Annotated in this window: 21 protein-coding genes; 12 read left to right on the top strand and 9 right to left on the bottom strand. The window is 59.6% G+C overall.

Annotation, left to right across the window (positions count from 1 at the left end; translation table 11 throughout):
* Positions 1-48: 48 nt before the first annotated feature.
* From phnE (AC2TDJ_RS08015) to AC2TDJ_RS08005, 3 genes are read left to right on the top strand one after another with little or no spacing between them, the layout of a single operon-like run.
* Positions 49-930, top strand: a complete 882-nt coding sequence (gene phnE / locus AC2TDJ_RS08015) for a phosphonate ABC transporter, permease protein PhnE (protein ID WP_480840985.1) — start codon at positions 49-51, stop codon at positions 928-930.
* On the top strand, positions 927-2,294 hold the full coding sequence (phnE, locus tag AC2TDJ_RS08010; protein WP_480840983.1) for a phosphonate ABC transporter, permease protein PhnE: 1,368 nt from the start codon (positions 927-929) through the stop codon (positions 2,292-2,294). Before phnE (AC2TDJ_RS08015) ends, phnE (AC2TDJ_RS08010) begins: the two co-directional genes overlap by 4 nt.
* 23 nt (positions 2,295-2,317) lie before the next feature.
* On the top strand, positions 2,318-2,932 hold the full coding sequence (locus AC2TDJ_RS08005; protein WP_480840981.1) for an LbetaH domain-containing protein: 615 nt from the start codon (positions 2,318-2,320) through the stop codon (positions 2,930-2,932).
* A 163-nt stretch (positions 2,933-3,095) separates the two neighbouring features.
* Here AC2TDJ_RS08005 and phnF read toward each other — a convergent pair whose 3' ends face one another.
* Positions 3,096-3,806, bottom strand: a complete 711-nt coding sequence (gene phnF, locus AC2TDJ_RS08000) for a phosphonate metabolism transcriptional regulator PhnF (protein ID WP_480840979.1) — start codon at positions 3,804-3,806, stop codon at positions 3,096-3,098.
* Between the two features lie 103 nt (positions 3,807-3,909).
* Here phnF and phnG point away from each other — a divergent pair, with 103 nt between their 5' ends.
* From phnG to phnN, 8 genes are read left to right on the top strand one after another with little or no spacing between them, the layout of a single operon-like run.
* Positions 3,910-4,368, top strand: coding sequence for a phosphonate C-P lyase system protein PhnG (gene phnG, locus AC2TDJ_RS07995; protein ID WP_480840977.1), 459 nt, complete (start codon positions 3,910-3,912; stop codon positions 4,366-4,368).
* A complete protein-coding gene (gene phnH, locus AC2TDJ_RS07990) occupies positions 4,368-4,943 on the top strand; it encodes a phosphonate C-P lyase system protein PhnH (protein WP_480840975.1) in 576 nt (191 codons plus the stop codon). The genes phnG and phnH overlap by 1 nt, the downstream gene beginning before the upstream one ends.
* 3 nt (positions 4,944-4,946) lie before the next feature.
* The gene (locus AC2TDJ_RS07985; protein WP_480840973.1) at positions 4,947-6,038 is read left to right on the top strand and encodes a carbon-phosphorus lyase complex subunit; all 1,092 of its coding nucleotides are present in this window, start codon (positions 4,947-4,949) and stop codon (positions 6,036-6,038) included.
* The gene (locus AC2TDJ_RS07980; RefSeq protein ID WP_480840971.1) at positions 6,035-6,631 is read left to right on the top strand and encodes an HAD family hydrolase; all 597 of its coding nucleotides are present in this window, start codon (positions 6,035-6,037) and stop codon (positions 6,629-6,631) included. The genes AC2TDJ_RS07985 and AC2TDJ_RS07980 overlap by 4 nt, the downstream gene beginning before the upstream one ends.
* On the top strand, positions 6,628-7,488 hold the full coding sequence (locus AC2TDJ_RS07975) for an alpha-D-ribose 1-methylphosphonate 5-phosphate C-P-lyase PhnJ (protein WP_480840969.1): 861 nt from the start codon (positions 6,628-6,630) through the stop codon (positions 7,486-7,488). Before AC2TDJ_RS07980 ends, AC2TDJ_RS07975 begins: the two co-directional genes overlap by 4 nt.
* Positions 7,485-8,255, top strand: coding sequence for a phosphonate C-P lyase system protein PhnK (gene phnK / locus AC2TDJ_RS07970; RefSeq protein WP_480840967.1), 771 nt, complete (start codon positions 7,485-7,487; stop codon positions 8,253-8,255). The genes AC2TDJ_RS07975 and phnK overlap by 4 nt, the downstream gene beginning before the upstream one ends.
* 24 nt (positions 8,256-8,279) lie before the next feature.
* On the top strand, positions 8,280-8,963 hold the full coding sequence (gene phnL / locus AC2TDJ_RS07965; protein ID WP_480840965.1) for a phosphonate C-P lyase system protein PhnL: 684 nt from the start codon (positions 8,280-8,282) through the stop codon (positions 8,961-8,963).
* A complete protein-coding gene (phnN, locus tag AC2TDJ_RS07960; RefSeq protein WP_480840963.1) occupies positions 8,960-9,508 on the top strand; it encodes a phosphonate metabolism protein/1,5-bisphosphokinase (PRPP-forming) PhnN in 549 nt (182 codons plus the stop codon). Before phnL ends, phnN begins: the two co-directional genes overlap by 4 nt.
* Here the strand turns inward: phnN and AC2TDJ_RS07955 are convergent.
* On the bottom strand, positions 9,490-10,173 hold the full coding sequence (locus AC2TDJ_RS07955) for a DUF1045 domain-containing protein (RefSeq protein WP_480840961.1): 684 nt from the start codon (positions 10,171-10,173) through the stop codon (positions 9,490-9,492). The genes phnN and AC2TDJ_RS07955 overlap by 19 nt on opposite strands.
* 53 nt (positions 10,174-10,226) lie before the next feature.
* Here AC2TDJ_RS07955 and AC2TDJ_RS07950 point away from each other — a divergent pair, with 53 nt between their 5' ends.
* Positions 10,227-11,369 carry an alpha-D-ribose 1-methylphosphonate 5-triphosphate diphosphatase gene (locus AC2TDJ_RS07950; RefSeq protein ID WP_480840959.1) on the top strand — a complete coding sequence of 381 codons (1,143 nt, stop codon included), beginning with the start codon at positions 10,227-10,229 and terminating at the stop codon, positions 11,367-11,369.
* On the opposite strand, the gene AC2TDJ_RS07945 is transcribed toward AC2TDJ_RS07950, so the two are convergent.
* Genes AC2TDJ_RS07945 through AC2TDJ_RS07915 form a run of 7 tightly spaced genes read right to left on the bottom strand, consistent with a single transcriptional unit; the run spans position 11,346 to position 17,869 of the window.
* Positions 11,346-11,846, bottom strand: a complete 501-nt coding sequence (locus AC2TDJ_RS07945) for a class I SAM-dependent methyltransferase (RefSeq protein WP_480840957.1) — start codon at positions 11,844-11,846, stop codon at positions 11,346-11,348. The two genes, AC2TDJ_RS07950 and AC2TDJ_RS07945, sit on opposite strands and share 24 nt — an antisense overlap.
* Entirely contained in the window at positions 11,833-12,618 is a 786-nt protein-coding gene (locus AC2TDJ_RS07940) for a polysaccharide deacetylase family protein (protein WP_480840955.1), read from the bottom strand. The genes AC2TDJ_RS07945 and AC2TDJ_RS07940 overlap by 14 nt, the downstream gene beginning before the upstream one ends.
* Complete coding sequence (locus AC2TDJ_RS07935; protein ID WP_480840953.1) at positions 12,615-13,757, bottom strand: glycosyltransferase family protein; 1,143 nt, start codon at positions 13,755-13,757, stop codon at positions 12,615-12,617. Before AC2TDJ_RS07935 ends, AC2TDJ_RS07940 begins: the two co-directional genes overlap by 4 nt.
* Positions 13,754-14,338, bottom strand: coding sequence for a histidine phosphatase family protein (locus tag AC2TDJ_RS07930; RefSeq protein ID WP_480840951.1), 585 nt, complete (start codon positions 14,336-14,338; stop codon positions 13,754-13,756). Before AC2TDJ_RS07930 ends, AC2TDJ_RS07935 begins: the two co-directional genes overlap by 4 nt.
* Complete coding sequence (locus tag AC2TDJ_RS07925; RefSeq protein WP_480840949.1) at positions 14,335-15,411, bottom strand: glycosyltransferase family 4 protein; 1,077 nt, start codon at positions 15,409-15,411, stop codon at positions 14,335-14,337. The genes AC2TDJ_RS07930 and AC2TDJ_RS07925 overlap by 4 nt, the downstream gene beginning before the upstream one ends.
* The gene (locus tag AC2TDJ_RS07920; RefSeq protein ID WP_480840947.1) at positions 15,411-16,658 is read right to left on the bottom strand and encodes a glycosyltransferase family 4 protein; all 1,248 of its coding nucleotides are present in this window, start codon (positions 16,656-16,658) and stop codon (positions 15,411-15,413) included. Before AC2TDJ_RS07920 ends, AC2TDJ_RS07925 begins: the two co-directional genes overlap by 1 nt.
* Positions 16,655-17,869: a glycosyltransferase family protein gene (locus AC2TDJ_RS07915; protein ID WP_480840945.1), complete on the bottom strand. Its 1,215-nt coding sequence runs from the start codon at positions 17,867-17,869 to the stop codon at positions 16,655-16,657. The genes AC2TDJ_RS07920 and AC2TDJ_RS07915 overlap by 4 nt, the downstream gene beginning before the upstream one ends.
* Between the last annotated feature and the right edge of the window lie 121 nt (positions 17,870-17,990).

Here is a 17,990-nt window from a genome sequence, read left to right as displayed (position 1 = left end):
GGGGTCCGGTGGAAAACCGGGCCCCGTTTTTCCACTCAGGAGCATTCCATGACAGACCTGACTGCTGGGTCCCCAGGCGTCGATCAGATCCGCGACGACTACACAGCGATGACACGACGCAAGCGGGTCTATGGTGGTATCCTTCTGATCCTGTTTGTTGCGCTGATGGCTGCGGGCTTCCGCACAGCAGACAGCCGCAATGCGGGCAGTTTCACAGATGGCTGGCATCGTATTCTGGACTACCCGTCCGAGGTGTTGTCCGAGGCGTGGGAAAAGATCGGCGCGATGCCGGCAAATCTTGTCGAGTTTTTCCCGGCGCTGGTTGAGACACTGAATATCGCCGCAGCCGCGACACTGGTCGGGACAATTGGTGGAACATTCCTTGCGCTCATGTCGACACGCGGCATGGCGCTCTGGCCGTCGCTGATCCCGGTCTTCCGCCGTATCTCGGATATCTTCCGCGCGATCCCGGAGATCGTGATTGCGCTGGTGCTGATCTTCATTCTGGGTGGCGGCCCGATCCCTGCGATGATCGCCATTGCCATCCATACGGCTGGTGCGCTGGGTAAGTTGTTCTCGGAAGTTAATGAAAACGCTTCACTTAAACCGGTCGAAGGGTTGCATTCCGTAGGGGCCAACTGGTCACAGCGAATGTATCTGGGCGTTATCCCGCAGGTCGGTCCGAACTATGTCAGCTATGCATTGCTGCGGTTTGAAATTAACATCCGTGCCTCGGCCATCCTTGGCTTCGTCGGAGCGGGCGGTCTGGGTTACGAACTGCGCAACGCCATGTCCTGGGGGCAGGGTCGTTACGATGAGGCCGCAGCCATCTTTATCCTTCTCTTCGTTACCATCGTCGTTGTGGATCAACTGTCCGGGTATCTGCGCGACCGTCTGACCCACGGGTCCGAAAAAGGAACCACCGCATGAGCACCTTTGCCACAGACCTGTCGATCGACGAACTCAAGGCCGAGGCCGACCGCCTGTTCAACCGCAAGCGTATCATGAATTTCGGTCTGCCGGGGCTGGTGCTTGTATACCTGACCTACGTCGTCTTTGCCTTCGATGTCCCCGGTCTGGCCGAACGCGCCAACTGGGAAAACGGCAAGACGCTTGTGTCTGACAGCTACAGCTACAAAACCCATGTCGAGCGCGACAATCGCAATGGTGAAATATCCGTCGCAATCGAGGGCGAACGCAAAGGCGCTTATCCCGAGGGCACCTCGCCCGAATGGGTCGCGCTGGGTGAGACGACGGTGATTGATCTGGAAGACGGTCATGTGGTGCGCTTCGGCCCTGAAACGGTCGAGTACGACATCCCGGGCTATGGCACGGTGCGCGCGACGCCCAGCCGATCGGCCGGAGTGCAGGCCGAGTTGCCAGCAGGTGAAGTGCCTGACTGGATCAACGTGTCAAAGAACCGATTGGCGATCACCACCGACGCTGGCCGCCTGACCGTCACCCGAAATCGGTCCGAGGTGTTTCGCTATTTTACCGGGTGGGAGCTGTTCTGGTTCACACTCGACAGCCCCTTCTACGGCAAGTCTTTTCCCGAATTGACAGCGCGCGCGGCATCAGGAGAGGCCGGGGCGATCTTCAACGATTTCTGGACCAACAAGATGTGGCGGCATCAGGACGTGGCCTGGGCGATCTTCGAGACCATTCTGATGGCGTTCCTCGGGACTTTGGGCGCAGGCATGATCGCCTTGCCGCTTGCCTTCCTGGCGACACGCAACTTCAACCCGCTGCGGTCGGTCCGGTTTGTCACCCGACGGGTGTTCGACTTTGTCCGTGGTGTGGACGCGCTGATCTGGACGGTCGTTCTGGCCCGAGCCTTTGGCCCTGGCCCGCTAACCGGTGCGCTTGCCATTCTGGTGACGGATACCGGAACGTTCGGCAAGATCTTCTCGGAAGCTCTGGAGAACGTCGACCAGAAGCAGATCGAGGGCGTCCAGTCCACCGGCGCGAACGCACCGCAGCGCTATCGGTTTGGGGTGATCCCGCAGATCACTCCGGTGCTGCTGAGCCAGCTTCTCTATTTTCTCGAATCCAACACCCGCAGCGCCACCGTGATCGGGGCGATCACCGGCGGTGGGATCGGTCTGTTGCTGACGCAGGCGATTATCACCCAGAAGGACTGGGAAGAAGTCGCCTATTACATCGTCCTGATTATCCTGATGGTGATGCTGATGGACTGGTTCTCAGGCTGGTTGCGCAAACGCCTGATCCAGGGTGAGGCCGGCAAAAAGCGCAAGCCGCGCGACCCGAAGGCCAAGCCGTTCCTGCTGCCTTAAGAAAGAAAAAGGACGACAAGACCATGGCGCGACTGCGTTTCGATCAGCCGTTCATCCAGCCCGATTGCCAGATCACAGAAAGTACCTTTGGCGCGTATGTCGAGATCGGAGCCGGTACACGCGTGGCGAACTCCGATTTTGGGGACTATTCCTACTGCGACCGAACCTGTGACATCGCAAATGCGCGGATCGGCAAGTTTGCCAATATCGCCAGCTTTACGCGGATCGGGGCCACGGATCATCCGATGGAGAAGGCCTCGCTGCATCATTTCCACTATCGCTCGGGAGACTATTGGGACGATGCCGAGCACGATGCGGACTGGTTCGCCCATCGTGCGGGTCGGACGACTTATGTCGGCCATGATACCTGGATTGGGCATGCGGCGATCATCAAACCCGAAGTGACCATCGGCCACGGAGCGGTGGTCGCATCCGGAGCAATCGTAACCAAGGATGTGCCGCCATATACCATTGTCGCCGGTGTGACCGCCAAGCCGGTTCGTCGCCGGTTCTCTGAGAACATTTCTGAGCGTATGATGGCGCTTGCCTGGTGGGACTGGGACCATGCGAGACTGCGTGAAGTGCTGCCAGATTTTCGCGCTCTTCAGGCTGAGGCATTCCTGGAAAAGTACGAATAACGCGGATTTCTTGAGCCATGGCCCTCCCGCGCCCGCTGGCGCATCGGCTACGCCGATACCCCCTGGCGGCCTTGGGCCCGGCGCCGCGCAGCGCGCGGCGCCGGGCCCAACCGGATGAGGACTCCGACAGGAGGCCGAAGACGGGCGGGAGCATGTCTGACAATCAAGGATCGCTGATGGTCAGCGTGACACGTTCACCGGCAAAGACTGTCTTGCCATATTCAACCGGTCGCCCGTCCGGGTCGGCATTGATACCGACCGAATGCAAAACCGGAGCCCCTTCACTCAGGTTCAGGTGCAGGGCTTGTGTCGCAGTAGCAGCCCGCGCGGTCAGGCGCGTGGAGATTCGGATGTAATCCTCAACACCGCATCGTTGCAGCGCTTTTGTGACGGATTGTGTTTCGGTCAGGGTCTGCAGGATGTCCGGAAAGCGGATTGCCGGAAAACTGCTTTGAAACACTGCCACGGGCCGACCATCGGCAAGGGACAAGCCGTCATAGACGTGCACCGCGTCGCCGGGGTTCAGCCCAAGCGCCTCAGCCTCCGCTACGTCAGCGACGCGTGTCGTTAGTGACAGAATACGTTTGCCCGGAATCTTTCCACTGGCAGATATGCTTTTGTGATATCTGACCCGTTTACCGATTGGATAGTCCGTGGGTCGCGCTGTCACAAATACACCTGCGCCACGGCGGGCGTGGACCAGGCCCTGATCGGCAAGCTCGGACAGGGCGCGCCGAACGGTATGGCGATTGACACCGTGCGTCGCCGACAGTTGCGCTTCGGTCGGCAGGCGATCTCCGGTCCCGTAACGCCCTTCGGCGATATCTGATGTGAGGCTCAGGGCGATGCTTTTCCAGACAGGTGTTTTGTTCATGTCACCAAAACTTCATGGAATCGAGGATTGCAGCACGCGGCCGCGAGCTGTAATATTTGTCTAGTTGTATAGTTCGTATAGACAACCGCGACAAGGGCTTTCGATGAAAGAACAGACAGAAACCGATACCGCGGCGCGGCAGGAATGGATGGGGCTGTTGGCGCGTGCCCCGGAAGAGGCGTTGATGGCCCTCTGGGCCAACGTCGCAGAGCGTCCGTCGTTCGAGTGGCTGCGCAGCCCTGAAATTGGCGGCGTGATGGTACGAGGGCGCACAGGGGCAACCGGCGCGCCGTTCAACCTTGGTGAGATGACGGTGACGCGCTGCTCTCTGGTGCTGAAGGATGGCACGGTGGGGCATGGATATGTGCGGGGGCGATCGAAATCCAGGGCCGAAGTGGCGGCCTTGATCGACGCGCTGATGCAGACCAAAGCCGCCAGCGGGATCCGAGAAACACTGATCGAGCCACTGAAACAGCAGATGCAGGCCGCACGAAACGCACGTGCAGCCAAGGCCGCCGCCACCAAGGTAGAATTCTTCACACTGGTTCGGGGAGAAGACTGATGAATGCGCAAACGCCGTTTTCCGGCGGTTTTCACGACGCCCCCAGAGACGCCGCATATGCGTTTCGCGCGGCAATGACCGTCATGGCGAGACCCGGCGAAATTCGAACGATTGCTGGGGTCGAGCCTCCGGCACCGCTATCAGTTGCAGCGGGCACGCTGTTGCTGACACTGTGTGATGCGGATACCGGCGTTTTTCTGGCCGGTGCGGTGGACACTGAAGATATACGCCAATGGCTGACTTTCCACACGGGCGCACCGATTGTTGGTGCATCTCAGGCCGATTTTGCCGTCGGCGCCTGGCTGAATCTGATGCCGTTGAGCAATTATCGCATTGGTACGCCTGAATACCCGGACCGTTCTGCGACGCTGATTGTCGAATGCGAAGCTTTACGGCCGCAAGGTGCGATCCTGCGAGGGCCGGGCATAAAGAACACCGCGCGTTTGTCACTGCCGGATGTCGTGGCTCTGCAGGGCAATTCGACGCTCTATCCGTTAGGGTGCGATTTCTTTTTCACCAGTGGCAACCGGGTCGCGGCGCTTCCGCGCAGCACACAGATCGAGGCAGAGGGTTAGGCCATGTATGTTGCTGTTAAAGGGGGTGAAAAAGCCATCGAGAACGCCCACGCCTGGCTGGCTGAAGAGCGGCGTGGTGACACGGACGTGGCGGAACTGAGCATTGCGCAAATCCGCGAACAGCTTAGTCTGGCGGTCAACCGGGTCATGGCCGAAGGATCCCTGTTCGATCCCGACCTTGCCGCATTGGCCATCAAACAGGCGCGTGGTGACTTGATCGAGGCGATCTTTCTGATCCGCGCATACCGTACCACGTTGCCGCGTTTTGGCTATTCGAACCCGGTTGATACCGGAGGCATGGCCTGTGAGCGCAGGATTTCGGCAACATTCAAGGATGCGCCCGGTGGCCAAGTGCTGGGGCCGACTTTCGATTACACTCACCGGTTACTGGATTTCAAACTGGCCGCCGATGGCGAAGTCGAACCTGCGCCGAGAGGCTCAGCACGGCAGGAACCGACGCCACACATCACTGAGTTCCTCAAGGATGAGGACATCATCCAGGACGAGCCCGCAATCGATACCACTCCCGGGGATCTGACGCGGGAGCCAATGGAATTTCCTTCAAACCGACCATTGCGTCTGCAATCTCTGACGCGTGGGGACGAGGGGTTTGTGCTGGGAATGGCCTATTCGACCCAGCGCGGATATGCCCGAAACCACGCCTTCGTGGGCGAGTTGCGGATCGGCAAGGTCGCGGTCGAGATGGATATTCCTGAACTGGGCTTTGAGATTGAGATCGGCGAGATCGAGCTGACTGAATGCGAAACGGTGAACCAGTTCAAAGGCTCCAAGACCGAACCGCCGCAATTCACGCGCGGCTATGGGCTGGTCTTCGGTCAATCTGAACGCAAATCGATCGCTATGGCACTGGTGGATCGTGCACTGCGTTGGAAAGAGTTGGGAGAGGACAACCTGGGTGCCCCCGCGCAGGACGAAGAGTTCGTACTGAGCCACGCGGACAACATTCAGGCCACCGGGTTTCTCGAACATATCAAACTACCGCACTACGTGGATTTCCAGTCCGAACTGGAGCTGGTTCGCAAGTTGCGTCGTGAGGCCGAAGAACGCATTGCGCCAAGGGAGGCTGCAGAATGAAAGCGGTCGTTTTCGATATCGGTAATGTCCTGATCAAATGGGACCCGCATCTGGCATGGCTGGACGATATGGGCAGCCGCGAGGCCGTCGACGAATTCCTGACACGTGTCGATTTTTTCGACCGCAACATGAGAGCGGACGCGGGCGAAACCTTCAGCGCGCCGGCGGCAGAACTGGATTGCCCGGAGGATCAGCAGCGCTTGGCCAGCTATGTCGAGCGCTATGCGACTACTGTTCCGCACAAGATCGAAGGTACGTGGGACATCCTCTACCGGCTTAAGGAACGTGGAACACCAATCCACGCCATCACGAACTGGTCCGCTGAAACCTGGCCCGGAGGTGTGTCCGTGCACCCTGAACTGGACGAGGTTTTCGGCATCACGGTCGTGTCGGGGCGTGAAAAACTGCTGAAACCACAGATTGAGATTTTCCACCTGCTCTGCGACCGCACCGACCTTGCGCCGCAGGACTGCATCTTCGTCGATGACAGTCCGAAGAACGTCGAGGGTGCCCGTGCCGCAGGTATGGACGCGGTTCACTTCACAACCCCCCAAGCCTTTGAAACGGCCCTGATCGAGCGAGGGATGCTATGAGCGAATACAACTTCGCCTATCTGGACGAACAGACCAAGCGCATGATCCGGCGTGCGATCCTTAAAGGATTGGCTATTCCGGGTTATCAAGTTCCCTTCGCCAGCCGCGAGATGCCCATGCCATATGGTTGGGGCACCGGCGGCGTTCAGGTCTCGGCTGCGACGCTAACGCCAGATGACATGTTCAAGGTGATCGATCAGGGCGCGGACGATACGACTAATGCCGTTTCGATCCGCAGGTTCTTTGAGAACACGGCGGGCGTGGAGACAACTGAAGAAACGGGCAAGGCGACAGTCATCCAGACCCGCCACCGCATCCCCGAGGCGAAGCTGCGCGAGGATCAGATCATCGTCTATCAGGTGCCGATCCCGGAGCCGCTGCGGTTTCTGGAACCGCGCGAGACCGAAACGCGCAAGATGCACAGCCTCGAGGAATACGGTCTGATGCATGTGAAGCTATACGAGGATATCAGCCAGCATGGCGCGATTTCGACAGCTTATGCCTATCCGGTGAAAGTGTCGGGGCGCTATGTGATGGACCCATCGCCAATTCCGAAATTCGACAACCCCAAGCTTGAAATGGACGCGATCCAGTTGTTCGGCGCTGGGCGAGAGCAGAGGATTTATGCGGTACCGCCACATACCAAAGTGGTTAGCCTCGATTTCGAAGACTACCCGTTCGAGGCCACCAGGGCCGATCATCCGTGTGACCTGTGCGGGGCCGAGGACAGCTATCTGGACGAAGTGATCATGGATGACGCGGGCAACCGGATGTTTGTTTGCTCGGACACCGATTATTGCCGGTCACGCCGCGAGGCGGGCCATGTAGGCCGACTGGCCGAGGAGAACGCGGCATGACACCTTTGTTGCAGGTCAGAGGCATCCAGAAAAACTATGGCGCGCGGATCGGATGCGCGGATGTAAGTTTCGATCTTTATCCCGGTGAGGTGATGGGGATCGTCGGCGAAAGCGGGTCGGGCAAGTCGACCTTGTTGAATTGTTTGGCGGGTCATCTGGAACCCGATGCCGGGCAGGTGATCTTTGACACGCGGGTTGATGGCCAGGTGGATACGGTCACAATGTCGGAACCCGAACGCCGGATGCTGGGCCGTACCGACTGGGCCTTTGTGCATCAACATGCCCGCGACGGGTTGCGGATGTCGGTCAGTGCCGGCGGTAATATCGGCGAGCGATTGATGGCCGTTGGTGACCGTCACTACGGAAGCATCCGGGACAAGGCCATGGATTGGCTGGGCCGGGTCGAGATCGATGAAACGCGCATCGACGATCGTCCAACCGCGTTTTCAGGCGGGATGCAGCAACGATTGCAGATTGCGCGCAATCTGGTGACCGGCCCCCGGCTAGTGTTCATGGACGAACCGACCGGTGGGCTGGATGTTTCGGTGCAGGCGCGCTTGCTCGACCTGTTGCGCGGGTTGGTTCGAGAAATGGGACTGAGCGCAATCATCGTCACGCACGATCTGGCCGTTGTCCGATTGCTGGCGGATCGCCTGATGGTGATGAAGGACGGGTTTGTCGTTGAAGCGGGGCTGACCGATCAGGTGCTGGACGACCCGCAACACGCCTATACGCAGTTGCTTGTGTCGAGCGTTCTGCAAGTTTGAGTATTTGGAAAAAGATGAAGTGCGATGATTGAACTCAAGGACGTCAGCAAGAGCTTTACTTTGCACAATCAAGGCGGTGCGGTCATTCCGGTGATGGAGGGCGCCTCGCTTTCGGTCGCGCCCGGGGAATGTGTTGCCCTGACCGGTACCTCCGGCGCCGGTAAGTCGACGTTGATGCGGGTGATCTACGGCAACTATCTTGCCGCAACCGGTCAGGTAATGGTGGGTGGTCTGGACGTCGCCAAGGCAGAGCCGCGTGAAATTCTGGCATTGCGACGTGAGACATTGGGGTATGTCAGTCAGTTTTTGCGAGTCGTTCCGCGGGTTCCGACGGTTGACGTTGTGGCCGAACCGCTGCTGGCGCTCGGCTGTGACAGGCAACAGGCGATGGACAAGGCGAAAGCCCTGCTGCGGCGCCTGAATATTCCCGAAAACCTGTGGCCCCTCAGCCCGACCACGTTTTCCGGCGGCGAGCAGCAGCGTGTGAATATCGCGCGCGGTTTTGCCCATGACTACCCGGCGATGCTGTTGGATGAACCCACGGCTAGTCTGGATGTCCAGAACCGCGAGACCGTCCTTTCACTGATCGAAGATGCCAAAGCGCGCGGCGCTGCGATTGTCGGGATATTCCATGATGTCGGTGCGCGGGATCGTGTCTGTGATCGCGAGGTCAATGTCTCGGGCTTTTCACCGGAATTGGCAGCATGAGCCCTGCTCCGGTCATAGCGGTCGTCGGCCCGTCCGGGGTTGGCAAGGACAGTGTGATGGAAGCGCTGATCGCGCGCGCACCCGGTTTTGCAAGAGCCCGCAGGGTAATCACCCGGCCCGAAGGCGAAGACGGCGAAGATTTCGATCGGGTCTCTGTCAAAACGTTTGACCAGATGGAACAGGCCGGCGACTTTGCCCTGAGTTGGCCGGCACACGGGTTGCACTATGGAATTCCGAGGCAAATCGAAACACAGCGACGCGAAGCCGATGCCGTATTGGTGAACCTGTCGCGCAGTGTGTTGCTGCTTGCGCAGGAGGTTTTTGGTGACTTTATTGTTGTTTCGCTGACCGCAAATGCAGAGGTTCTGGCACAACGCCTGATGGCCCGTGGACGAGAAAGCGCAGATGAACAGATGCGGCGACTTGGCCGATCCGGGGCGCCGCTTCCAAGCGGCCTGAACCGTCTGATCGAAATCGACAATTCCGGCACATTGGATGCGACCGTGGAATCGATATTGCGCCAGCTTCAGGCTGTGAGGGCGTAGCGATGGATCAGGTGAAACCGCCCGTCTTCGGCCTCGCCCATCAATGCCAGATCACTGATCGGGAAAGGCGAGGGCAGCAACGGGGTCAGGTGATTCTCCAACGTGGACTGCACCTGCGCCAGCGTGGTTTCGTTCAGCTTGCCACTGAGCGTGATGTGGAAGCGGAACGCCTCCATCACGTATGGATAGCCCCATTGGATCAGGTTGGCTTCCTGCCCGGCGGTCAGGTTCGCATTGCGCCTGCGAGCCATCTCGGAGTCCGAGGTCGGGGCGCGAAACTTGTCCAGATCGCGAACGCAAGCTGCGGCCAATGCGTTCAGCGCGCTGGTGTCGCCCAGCGGGCGCAGCGCGAGAAACCGGCCCAGCCGCGCGACTTCAAGACCCTCGATCATGACCGGTGTACAACGGGCCGCAAGCTGAGCGCAGGCATCCTGCAATCCTGCAATCGAATGCCCGGCCTGCAGCCGAAACGGTGGTTTCATCGTCGCGTGCAACCCGTATTTTCTGGGCACCTCGGTAACAGTTGCAACATCCATTCCATCGATTTCCGGATGTGCGACCGGTTGCCCGGTCTCCATGTCCCACCCCAGCCAACTGGTTGCGAATTTCGCCCACTCCGCATCGGCCGGGGGTGCGTAGTAGATCGCGTATCGCGTGAATGTCACATTGGCCTCCTATTGCGTGGCCATCCCAATTTCTCAAACCACGTGAAGTTCAGATGACAGAAGAATTGATCCTTGCCAATGCCACGCTTGTTCTGCCTGACGAGATCGTCACCGGCAGCATCCGGATCGCCGGGGAGGCCATCGTCGAGGTCGACACAGGCACGGCAGTTCCGTCCGGAGCGGTGGATTGCGAAGGTGACTATGTCAGCCCCGGTCTGGTCGAACTTCATACGGATAATCTTGAACGCCACATCCAACCGCGCCCCAAAGTGGACTGGCCTCATGCCTCGGCCATTATCGCGCATGATGCCGAGCTGGCCAGCACCGGCATCACAACCGTATTTGACGCGATGCGAGTGGGGTCGATCCCAAGCGGGGCAGGGCGGTATCTGAAATATGCACGGGGTTTGTCCCGGGAGCTATGGCAGTTGCGCGAACAGGATGCGTTGAAAATCAGCCATTTCCTGCACCTTAGGGCCGAAGTGTGTTCGGAGACGCTGATCGAGGAACTGGATGAGTTCGGCCCGGAGGATCGGGTTGGTTTGGTCTCGCTGATGGACCACACTCCGGGTCAACGCCAGTTTCGCGATATCACAAAGCTTGAAGACTACATGAAGGGCAAATATGGGCTGGTCGATGACGCGTTCCTGCAGCACATTGCTCAGCTGCAGGCTTTGCGGGATCGCCACGGTGACAAACATGAGGTCGAGACGGTGAAGGCCGCGCGCCGGTTTGGTGCCGTTTTGGCCAGCCATGACGACACCACCCACGAACAGGTTCGCGTGTCTGCGAAGCACGGAATTCGGCTGGCAGAGTTTCCAACCACGGTCGAAGCCGCGCGCGCATGTCACGATCACGGCATCAAGGTTATGATGGGTGCCCCCAACGTGATCCGGGGCGGATCGCATTCCGGCAATGTCGCGGCACGCGAACTGGCCGAACTGGGATATCTGGACATCATGTCTTCGGACTATGTTCCTTCGGCGCTACTGCTGTCGGCCACTCGGCTGGGCGAGTTGTGGGGTAATATGGCGCGCGGAATGCGAACGGTTACGCAAACGCCTGCGCAGGCTGCGGGTCTGGAGGATCGCGGAGAACTGCGCCCAGGCGCCCGCGCCGATCTGATCCGGTTCCGGATGCGTGCGGATGTGCCCGCACTGAGAGCCGTCTGGTCACGTGGCCATCGAGTCGCCTGATCCGGCGCGATAGAACAGGTAGCGATCCGGCGCGATCGTGTCAGGCCCCTTGATCTGTCTGAACCCGACCAGAGGTTGTCCAGAGATCAGCAGCCCCCCCGGTTGCATCACCTGCGCGATCAGGGGGCTGAGGCGGGCGGCCTCGGCCACATCCTCGCTCTTGATACCACGCCCGAAATCGTAATGCGCCAGCGCCATGCGGTGGCCTGCCTCAGTCAGCCTGTGCAGCATGGGCTCGGCCTCGCCCTGCAGGAAATCCCCGGCAGGAGGTGTGCTGTCGGGATGGCATTGCAGCACCCGGTCCATCACCCAGATCCGGCGCGTGGGCAGGATTTCACGCAGGTGATCATAGGTTCTGCCGTTGCCCAACCCCATGTCCAGAACATCGCCGCCCAATTCACCAATTTGCGCCGCAGCCCAATTCAACCCGTCACGTTGGGCGGTCAGGCGGCGCAGCATTGAATCAAGTCGGCTCATTCGGGGTCTCCCTCGTCTTTCCGCGTTTTATTCCGGTCCAGGCAAATCCGGGACCATCCAGCAACCGGCAGAGCAGGTCGCGGGAAAAGCGCCAGACGTCCTGATCATGAACAAGATGGTGGGTCAACACGCCAAAGGGCTCGCTGTTGTCCGAGCGTCCTCTGCGGCGATCCTGCAAGAGTTTGATTGTAGTGGCAATCAAGGCGTCTGGATCGATCAGCCCACGGGTTCCGCGCCAGTCGATCGGGTCCAGGTGCGTGTTGATCTGTTCCAATCCCGGGGCGGCCAACGCTGCACCGCGTGGCGTTGCCGTGGACAGCACCCGATATCCCAAGTCCGGTAAATGTGCGGCCACTTCTGGTGCGATGCGGTTCCACGGCGGCACGAACATAGGCTGCAGCCGATCTCCAAAAAGTTCGCTCAGACGGGAAACCCCCGCTCTGGCATCTTCAATGATACTGTCCATGGGGCGATGCAGACGAAACTCGGATTTTTTCTCATCTACCGGGGCGTGGTTTTGATGGGCCCAGCCATGCACCACTGGCATCAGACCTGACTTGTTGGCGAGGTATTCTGCCAAAGCCTCCTCTGCGTGGCGCGGGATGACCGCGAGATGCACCGGCAGCCCCAACTCGTCCGATAACTCTGACAAGCGCTCTAACTGAGGCGTGACTGCAATCGCGTCGTCATCACGCCACCACAGCGGCAAATCCAGATTTTCGGCCCGCCATCGCCGCAACTCGGCTTGCAGTGACGTCCAATCCGCAGTCAATCTTTCGCCTCCACCATACGTCCGGCAATTTCAACGGATCGCTTTGCACCATCGAAGCCCTGGGTGATCGGGGCGCGTGGCCCTTCTGTGATCACCCTGGAAACAGCTTCGGCCAACACCTGACCTGACAAGTCAGCGCTCCGCGTGACTTCCACAGCCTGCAGTTGCGACAGGCTTTGTCCTCGCAGGCTCTGCTCGACTTCCTTTCCATCGTCGAAAGGGATCAAGACCGACGGGACGCCACTTTGCAGCAGGTCCATCGCCGTGTTGTAACCACACATGCTGACCGAGGCCGCGGCCAGTGGCAACATTTGCCGGAAATCAGGTCGCACCGGTTCCAAAGTGACCGGCGCGCCTTCTGCCAACCGTGACAATTCGTCGATGCGTTCGCGCGCGTCTGATCCGCCGACCAACAGGCGCCAGCGCCTGTGGGGCATCTTGCGGGCGGCCTCGATGGCCGCGCGAAAGATCGGTTGCCCAACGGAACCACCACCGGCACTGACCAAAACTTCGCCTTGTCCTTCGCCTTCAGGGTGCCGATCTGCCGACGCTGGTGCAACAAACCCCGTGTAGTGCAGATGCGCCGCCAGATTTTTTGAAACCGGCCAACTGACCTCTAGCGATGTGATCTGCGGGTCGGAATGAACAAGCACGCCGTCGTAGAACTGCGTCACAATTTCGTCCGCGCGGGTCGCCTTGGACGGTTTGGAAGGTGGTGCAAGGATGTCACGGACCGAGGCGAGAATGACCGGATCATGTGGCAAGCTTCGCGCGGCCTCCAGAACAGCCTGAAACTCTTCCGTCAGGGACCTGCGGCCAAAGGGATAAAGCTCGGTAATCAAGACCTGAGGCTTAAAACTGCGAACAGCTTGAGTAAGGGCTGTCCTTCGTGCGGAAAAATACCCTTCCCCCGCAACACGACCTTTCTGGTCCAGCAGGCGAGTAAAATCGACACCATCCGACCGGAGCGGCGGAAGCGTCAGCATGGACATTCCCGCACTGTTCAACTGCGGCGCAGGCATTCCACCCGAGACGACAAGGACCTCGTGAGCCTTTTCCGCAAACGCGCGGCCAATCGTCAGTGCGCGGCTCAGATGTCCAGTGCCCAAAAGGTGCGTGACGACGATCATGACCTTCATCCGGACACCTGACGTTTTTGAAGTCGAACGGGTTCGCTCACGGGCCGCATATTGCCGATGTCCAGAATGAACAGGCGGTTCCGTTTGATCTTGAACGGCGCGGGGCCACGAAATCCCCATCCCCAGGCCCTCGCCAGAATGACGCGCATGATGCCGATATGACATACGGCAATGTTGTCGCCCTGCAGCTCTGCCAGCCAGGGTGCGAGGCGGTTCCATAATTCGGCCGGACTTTCCCCCGACGGAGGGCGAAAGTCCCAACCCCAATCCTCGATATGACAATAACCGCTTTCAGGTTGTTCGATCAGGTCTGCGCCGCGTTTGCCCTCCCAATCGCCCCAATTCATTTCGGTCAGCGCGGGTGCAGTCAGCGGGTCACGATCGGCAACCAGGCGGGCGGTTTCAACCGCACGAGACAACGGGCTGGACCAAAGGGTTGCGGCGTCCCATGGTTCCGGCAGCTGATAGCCTGCAAGCTCGGATCGGGCTTCGGCGTCCAGAGGGATGTCGCTGCGGCCCTGAATCTGACCCGCGCGATTCCATGCTGTGTGCCCGTGGCGCAGCAATGCCAATCGTGTCATGGACCGGCCTCCAACAAAGGGCGCACCGCCGTCCAGAAGCGGTTGGTGGCTGACGGCATCAGGTGGCGTTTCGCAACGTAAGAGCGTGCCTTTACCCCTTCGGCGCGGCGAAGGTCGAGGTCAGAGTTAAGCCTCCGAATGCGCTGCGCCAGGCCTTTTGGTCCGCATTCCACTGTCGGATGGTCCGACGGGGCCAAAACGTCGCGCACACCGGGCCGGTCTTGCGCAACGACAGGCAATCCGCTGGCTTGTGCCTCGAGGTAAACCATACCGTACGCCTCGTTCACACCGGGCCAAAGGAGCATCGAGGACGATTGATACTGCTGTTGCAGATCATCGCGATCCAATTGTCCCAGAAATCGCACACGCGCCCCGAACGGCTCCAACAGGGCCTCAACCTCTGACCGGGCCGGTCCGTCGCCCACGATGCTCAGACCCCACTCGCCGGTCAGTTCAGTCAAGGTATCGGCCAGTATCCGATAGGAGGCAAGTTTGTCCCCATGCCGCATCATCCCCACGGTCAAAATTGGTCCGTCGCCGTTGGACGCCGTCGGTAGTTTCGAAATGGGCAGGAAGGGCGGCAATTCCACCAGACGCTGTTCCCCGAACCGTTCCCGCTTCAACGTTATCAGATCGTTTGCGGTATGATAGAAAATGATATGAGCAGCGTCGCAGGCCTGATGCGCAGCCTTTGCGAAGTCAGCCCATCCACCGTTAAGGCGGCTGCTTGCGCGGGTGCTTTCCAACTGCACGTAAGAAATGCCTCGGGCGCGGCAAACCAGTGGTCCCAGCAGATCGGGGGCCTTGTAGTAATTGTGATAGGTGACCCACAGGTCAATGTCGGCCGGCAGTTCGGCTATGAGCCTGTTTCCTTCAATCTCAGCCTCGGCGCGCAGCGCTTCCTGAACCGCAGCATCACCTGTTTTGTCGTAAACCCGCAACCGGGACACCAAATCCACGCGATCACCCTGGGCGCCGATGGCTGCCATCAGGTTGCGCGCCATTTCGCGGTCACCCGAGGGGTTGGAGCTGTCGGGGGATTTCATCGGTGCGTAGAAAGCCACGCGTGCCATCAGGCGTCACCCGCGCAAAGGGCGCTGAGACGCGCGGACAGGCGGGCGATGCCCGGGTCCATACGAAATTCGGCAATCAATCTTTCATGGGCCATTGCGGCCATTTTATCCGTTCTTTCGGGGTCAGACTCCAGGTCCACGATGGCCTGAGCCAAAGCGCTGGGTTTATCATTGGACAGAACTCCATGTGTCCCGTTAGCAATGAACTCGGGAATTGCCGAAACTGGCGTGGACAGGATCGGCAGGCGTTGCGAGGCTGCCTCCATCAGGACATTGGGCAATCCGTCCCGATCGCCGTCCGCTGCAATTCGGCTGGGTAAAACAAACAGGTCTGCGCGCCGCATTTCTGCAATGACCTCAGGCTGGTCACAGGCGCCTTTCCAGGTGATACGGTTCGAAAGGCCAGCCTTTGCTGCCTTTTCGCGCAAAACGTCCCCAAGAGTGCCGCCGCCAATGTGCGTCCAATGCCAGTCCAACGACTGAGGCAACAGAGCGAAGGCATCGATCAGGCGGTCAAAGCCTTTTTTTTCGACCAGCCGTCCGACCGAGAGCATGTGAAATGGCCCATTCACCCTTCGCTTTGCCCTATTTGGCGCTTCCGGAAATCGAGCGAGGTCCAGCCCGTGATAAATCAGATCGACCCGTGCCGGGTCATCCGAGAGCCCCCGCAGATGGTTGGCACCGATGGCCGTGCAGGTTGCTCCAAAGGCGGCTCCGAATGTTGCGGCTTGCAGTTTTTCCCGCTTTTCCCAATCGGGTGAGGTCCAGATGTCCTTGGCGTGTGCTGAAAAACTCCACGGTAAGCCGCGCATGATCGCCGCGTAGCGTGCGACCGAAGATGGCGTGTGCATGAAATGTGCATAAAGAGCGCGTGTTTGCCTTGGCAACTCGGCGGCCAGAACACAGGCCTGGCCGAAACGGCGAATGCGGTTGTGCGTTGGGTCGCGTCGCAAATCCTGCCGCCAGATCTGATAGGCCTGCGCATAGCCCGGCAGGCGGGTCGCGACCTCGCGGGCTGCGGTCAGGCGAGCCGGTTCATCGTACAGGTATTCGGGCAGATAATGGACTTGGCCACGAAACCGGTCATGCAACGGGTGGCGCTTGGCATCTGTGGGATGACGCAGTGACCAGATATCGAACCGATGCCCGGCCTCTTGCAGGGCCACCAGTTCCTGCGCAATGAACGTCTCGGACAGGCGCGGCCATCCTTTGACCAGCACCGCCAGTTTGGGGCTTTTCGCCGTCATCCGGTCGCGCGCTCTTGTTCCGCGCCCAGCAGGGCATCAATGCGATGGGTGACGTATTGCAACCCATCCAGCAAACCGGCCCGAATGGCCTGAGAGGGCAGGGGTTGATGTGGCAGTTCGCGGATCGCGTTGATCATGGCGTCTGCTGTCAGCCCGTCGCGGTTTTCGTCCAGCATCCGCACCAGCCCAAGCTCTTCCGCGCGTGAGGCGCGTATCCATTGTTCCAGTCGGGGCGTGGTTCGGGGAACAATCACGGCGCGCTTGTCAAAGGACAACACCTCGCAGAAAGTGTTGTAGCCGCCCATGCAGACTACGCCAGCGGCACCGGCAAAAAGGGTTTCGATCTGCGATTCGAAACCAACTGCCGTAACCCGCCCGTTCAACGCCGCAACACGGGTTTCGAATTCCTCGCGTAACTCGCCAGAAAGGAACGGACCGTAGACCAGTATGGCCCTCGGGTTCAGGTTGGGGTCTTTTTCGTAGGCGGACAGGACCAGATTGACCATCGACTTGCCGTCACCGCCGCCACCTGGCGTGATCAGGATATACGGTTGCTCGGGCGCTTCGCCGATCGGGCCAAGATCCCGGCGCAGATAGCCCGTCCAATGAATGCGTGCCTGCGTCGCCGGGCTGAGTGGCAATCCTTCAGTTGGATCATAGACCGAGCGCAAACCGTATACCCAGATCTCGTCATAAAAACGTTCAGTCGCTGCAACGGCCTCTTTCCGGTCCCATTCAGCAGCCAGGACTTCCGGCTCGTCTAGAACGTCGCGCAGGCCCAGAACCAGCCGCGTACCTTGGGAATGTTCGAGCCGTTCCAGGGTCGGCAAGAGCTCTCCCCGAAACCCGGTCGGCTCCTTATCGACGATCAGGACGTCGGGGTCGAATTGCTGAACCGCCGTCTGGATCAGGCCCGAGCGCAGTTCGGTCACTTCGTCAATGCCCATGCCAATTGTTCGCGCCGCATAAGAGCCATCCGCACGCTTGGTTACACCCGGCAAACGCACATGATCAACGCGGCGCGGGAACGTGAAACGCCCCGCCACGGGAGATCCTGTCAGGATCAGGGCCGATGCACTGGGGTCCGCCTGCGTCATTGCGGAAGCCAAAGCTCGCGACCGGCGTAGATGGCCGAGCCCGAACGTGTCGTGGCTGTAGAACAGGATGCGCGGAGCGCGGCCTTGTTTTTCGTTTATAGTGCCTAGGCTCATGCCTTCGCCTGTCTAAGGTTTCGGTGCAAATCCGCGCGTTTGCACCAGTTATCGTATATCTTATGCCCCTGCTTGCCAAAGGGACTTTCGTGATCCAGCAAATGCGACAAGCATTGCGATT

Source organism: Ruegeria sp. HKCCD6647-2 (assembly GCF_057221075.1).
The sequence above is the reverse complement of the archived record's forward strand: the minus strand, read 5'-3'. Positions and strand labels throughout refer to the sequence as shown.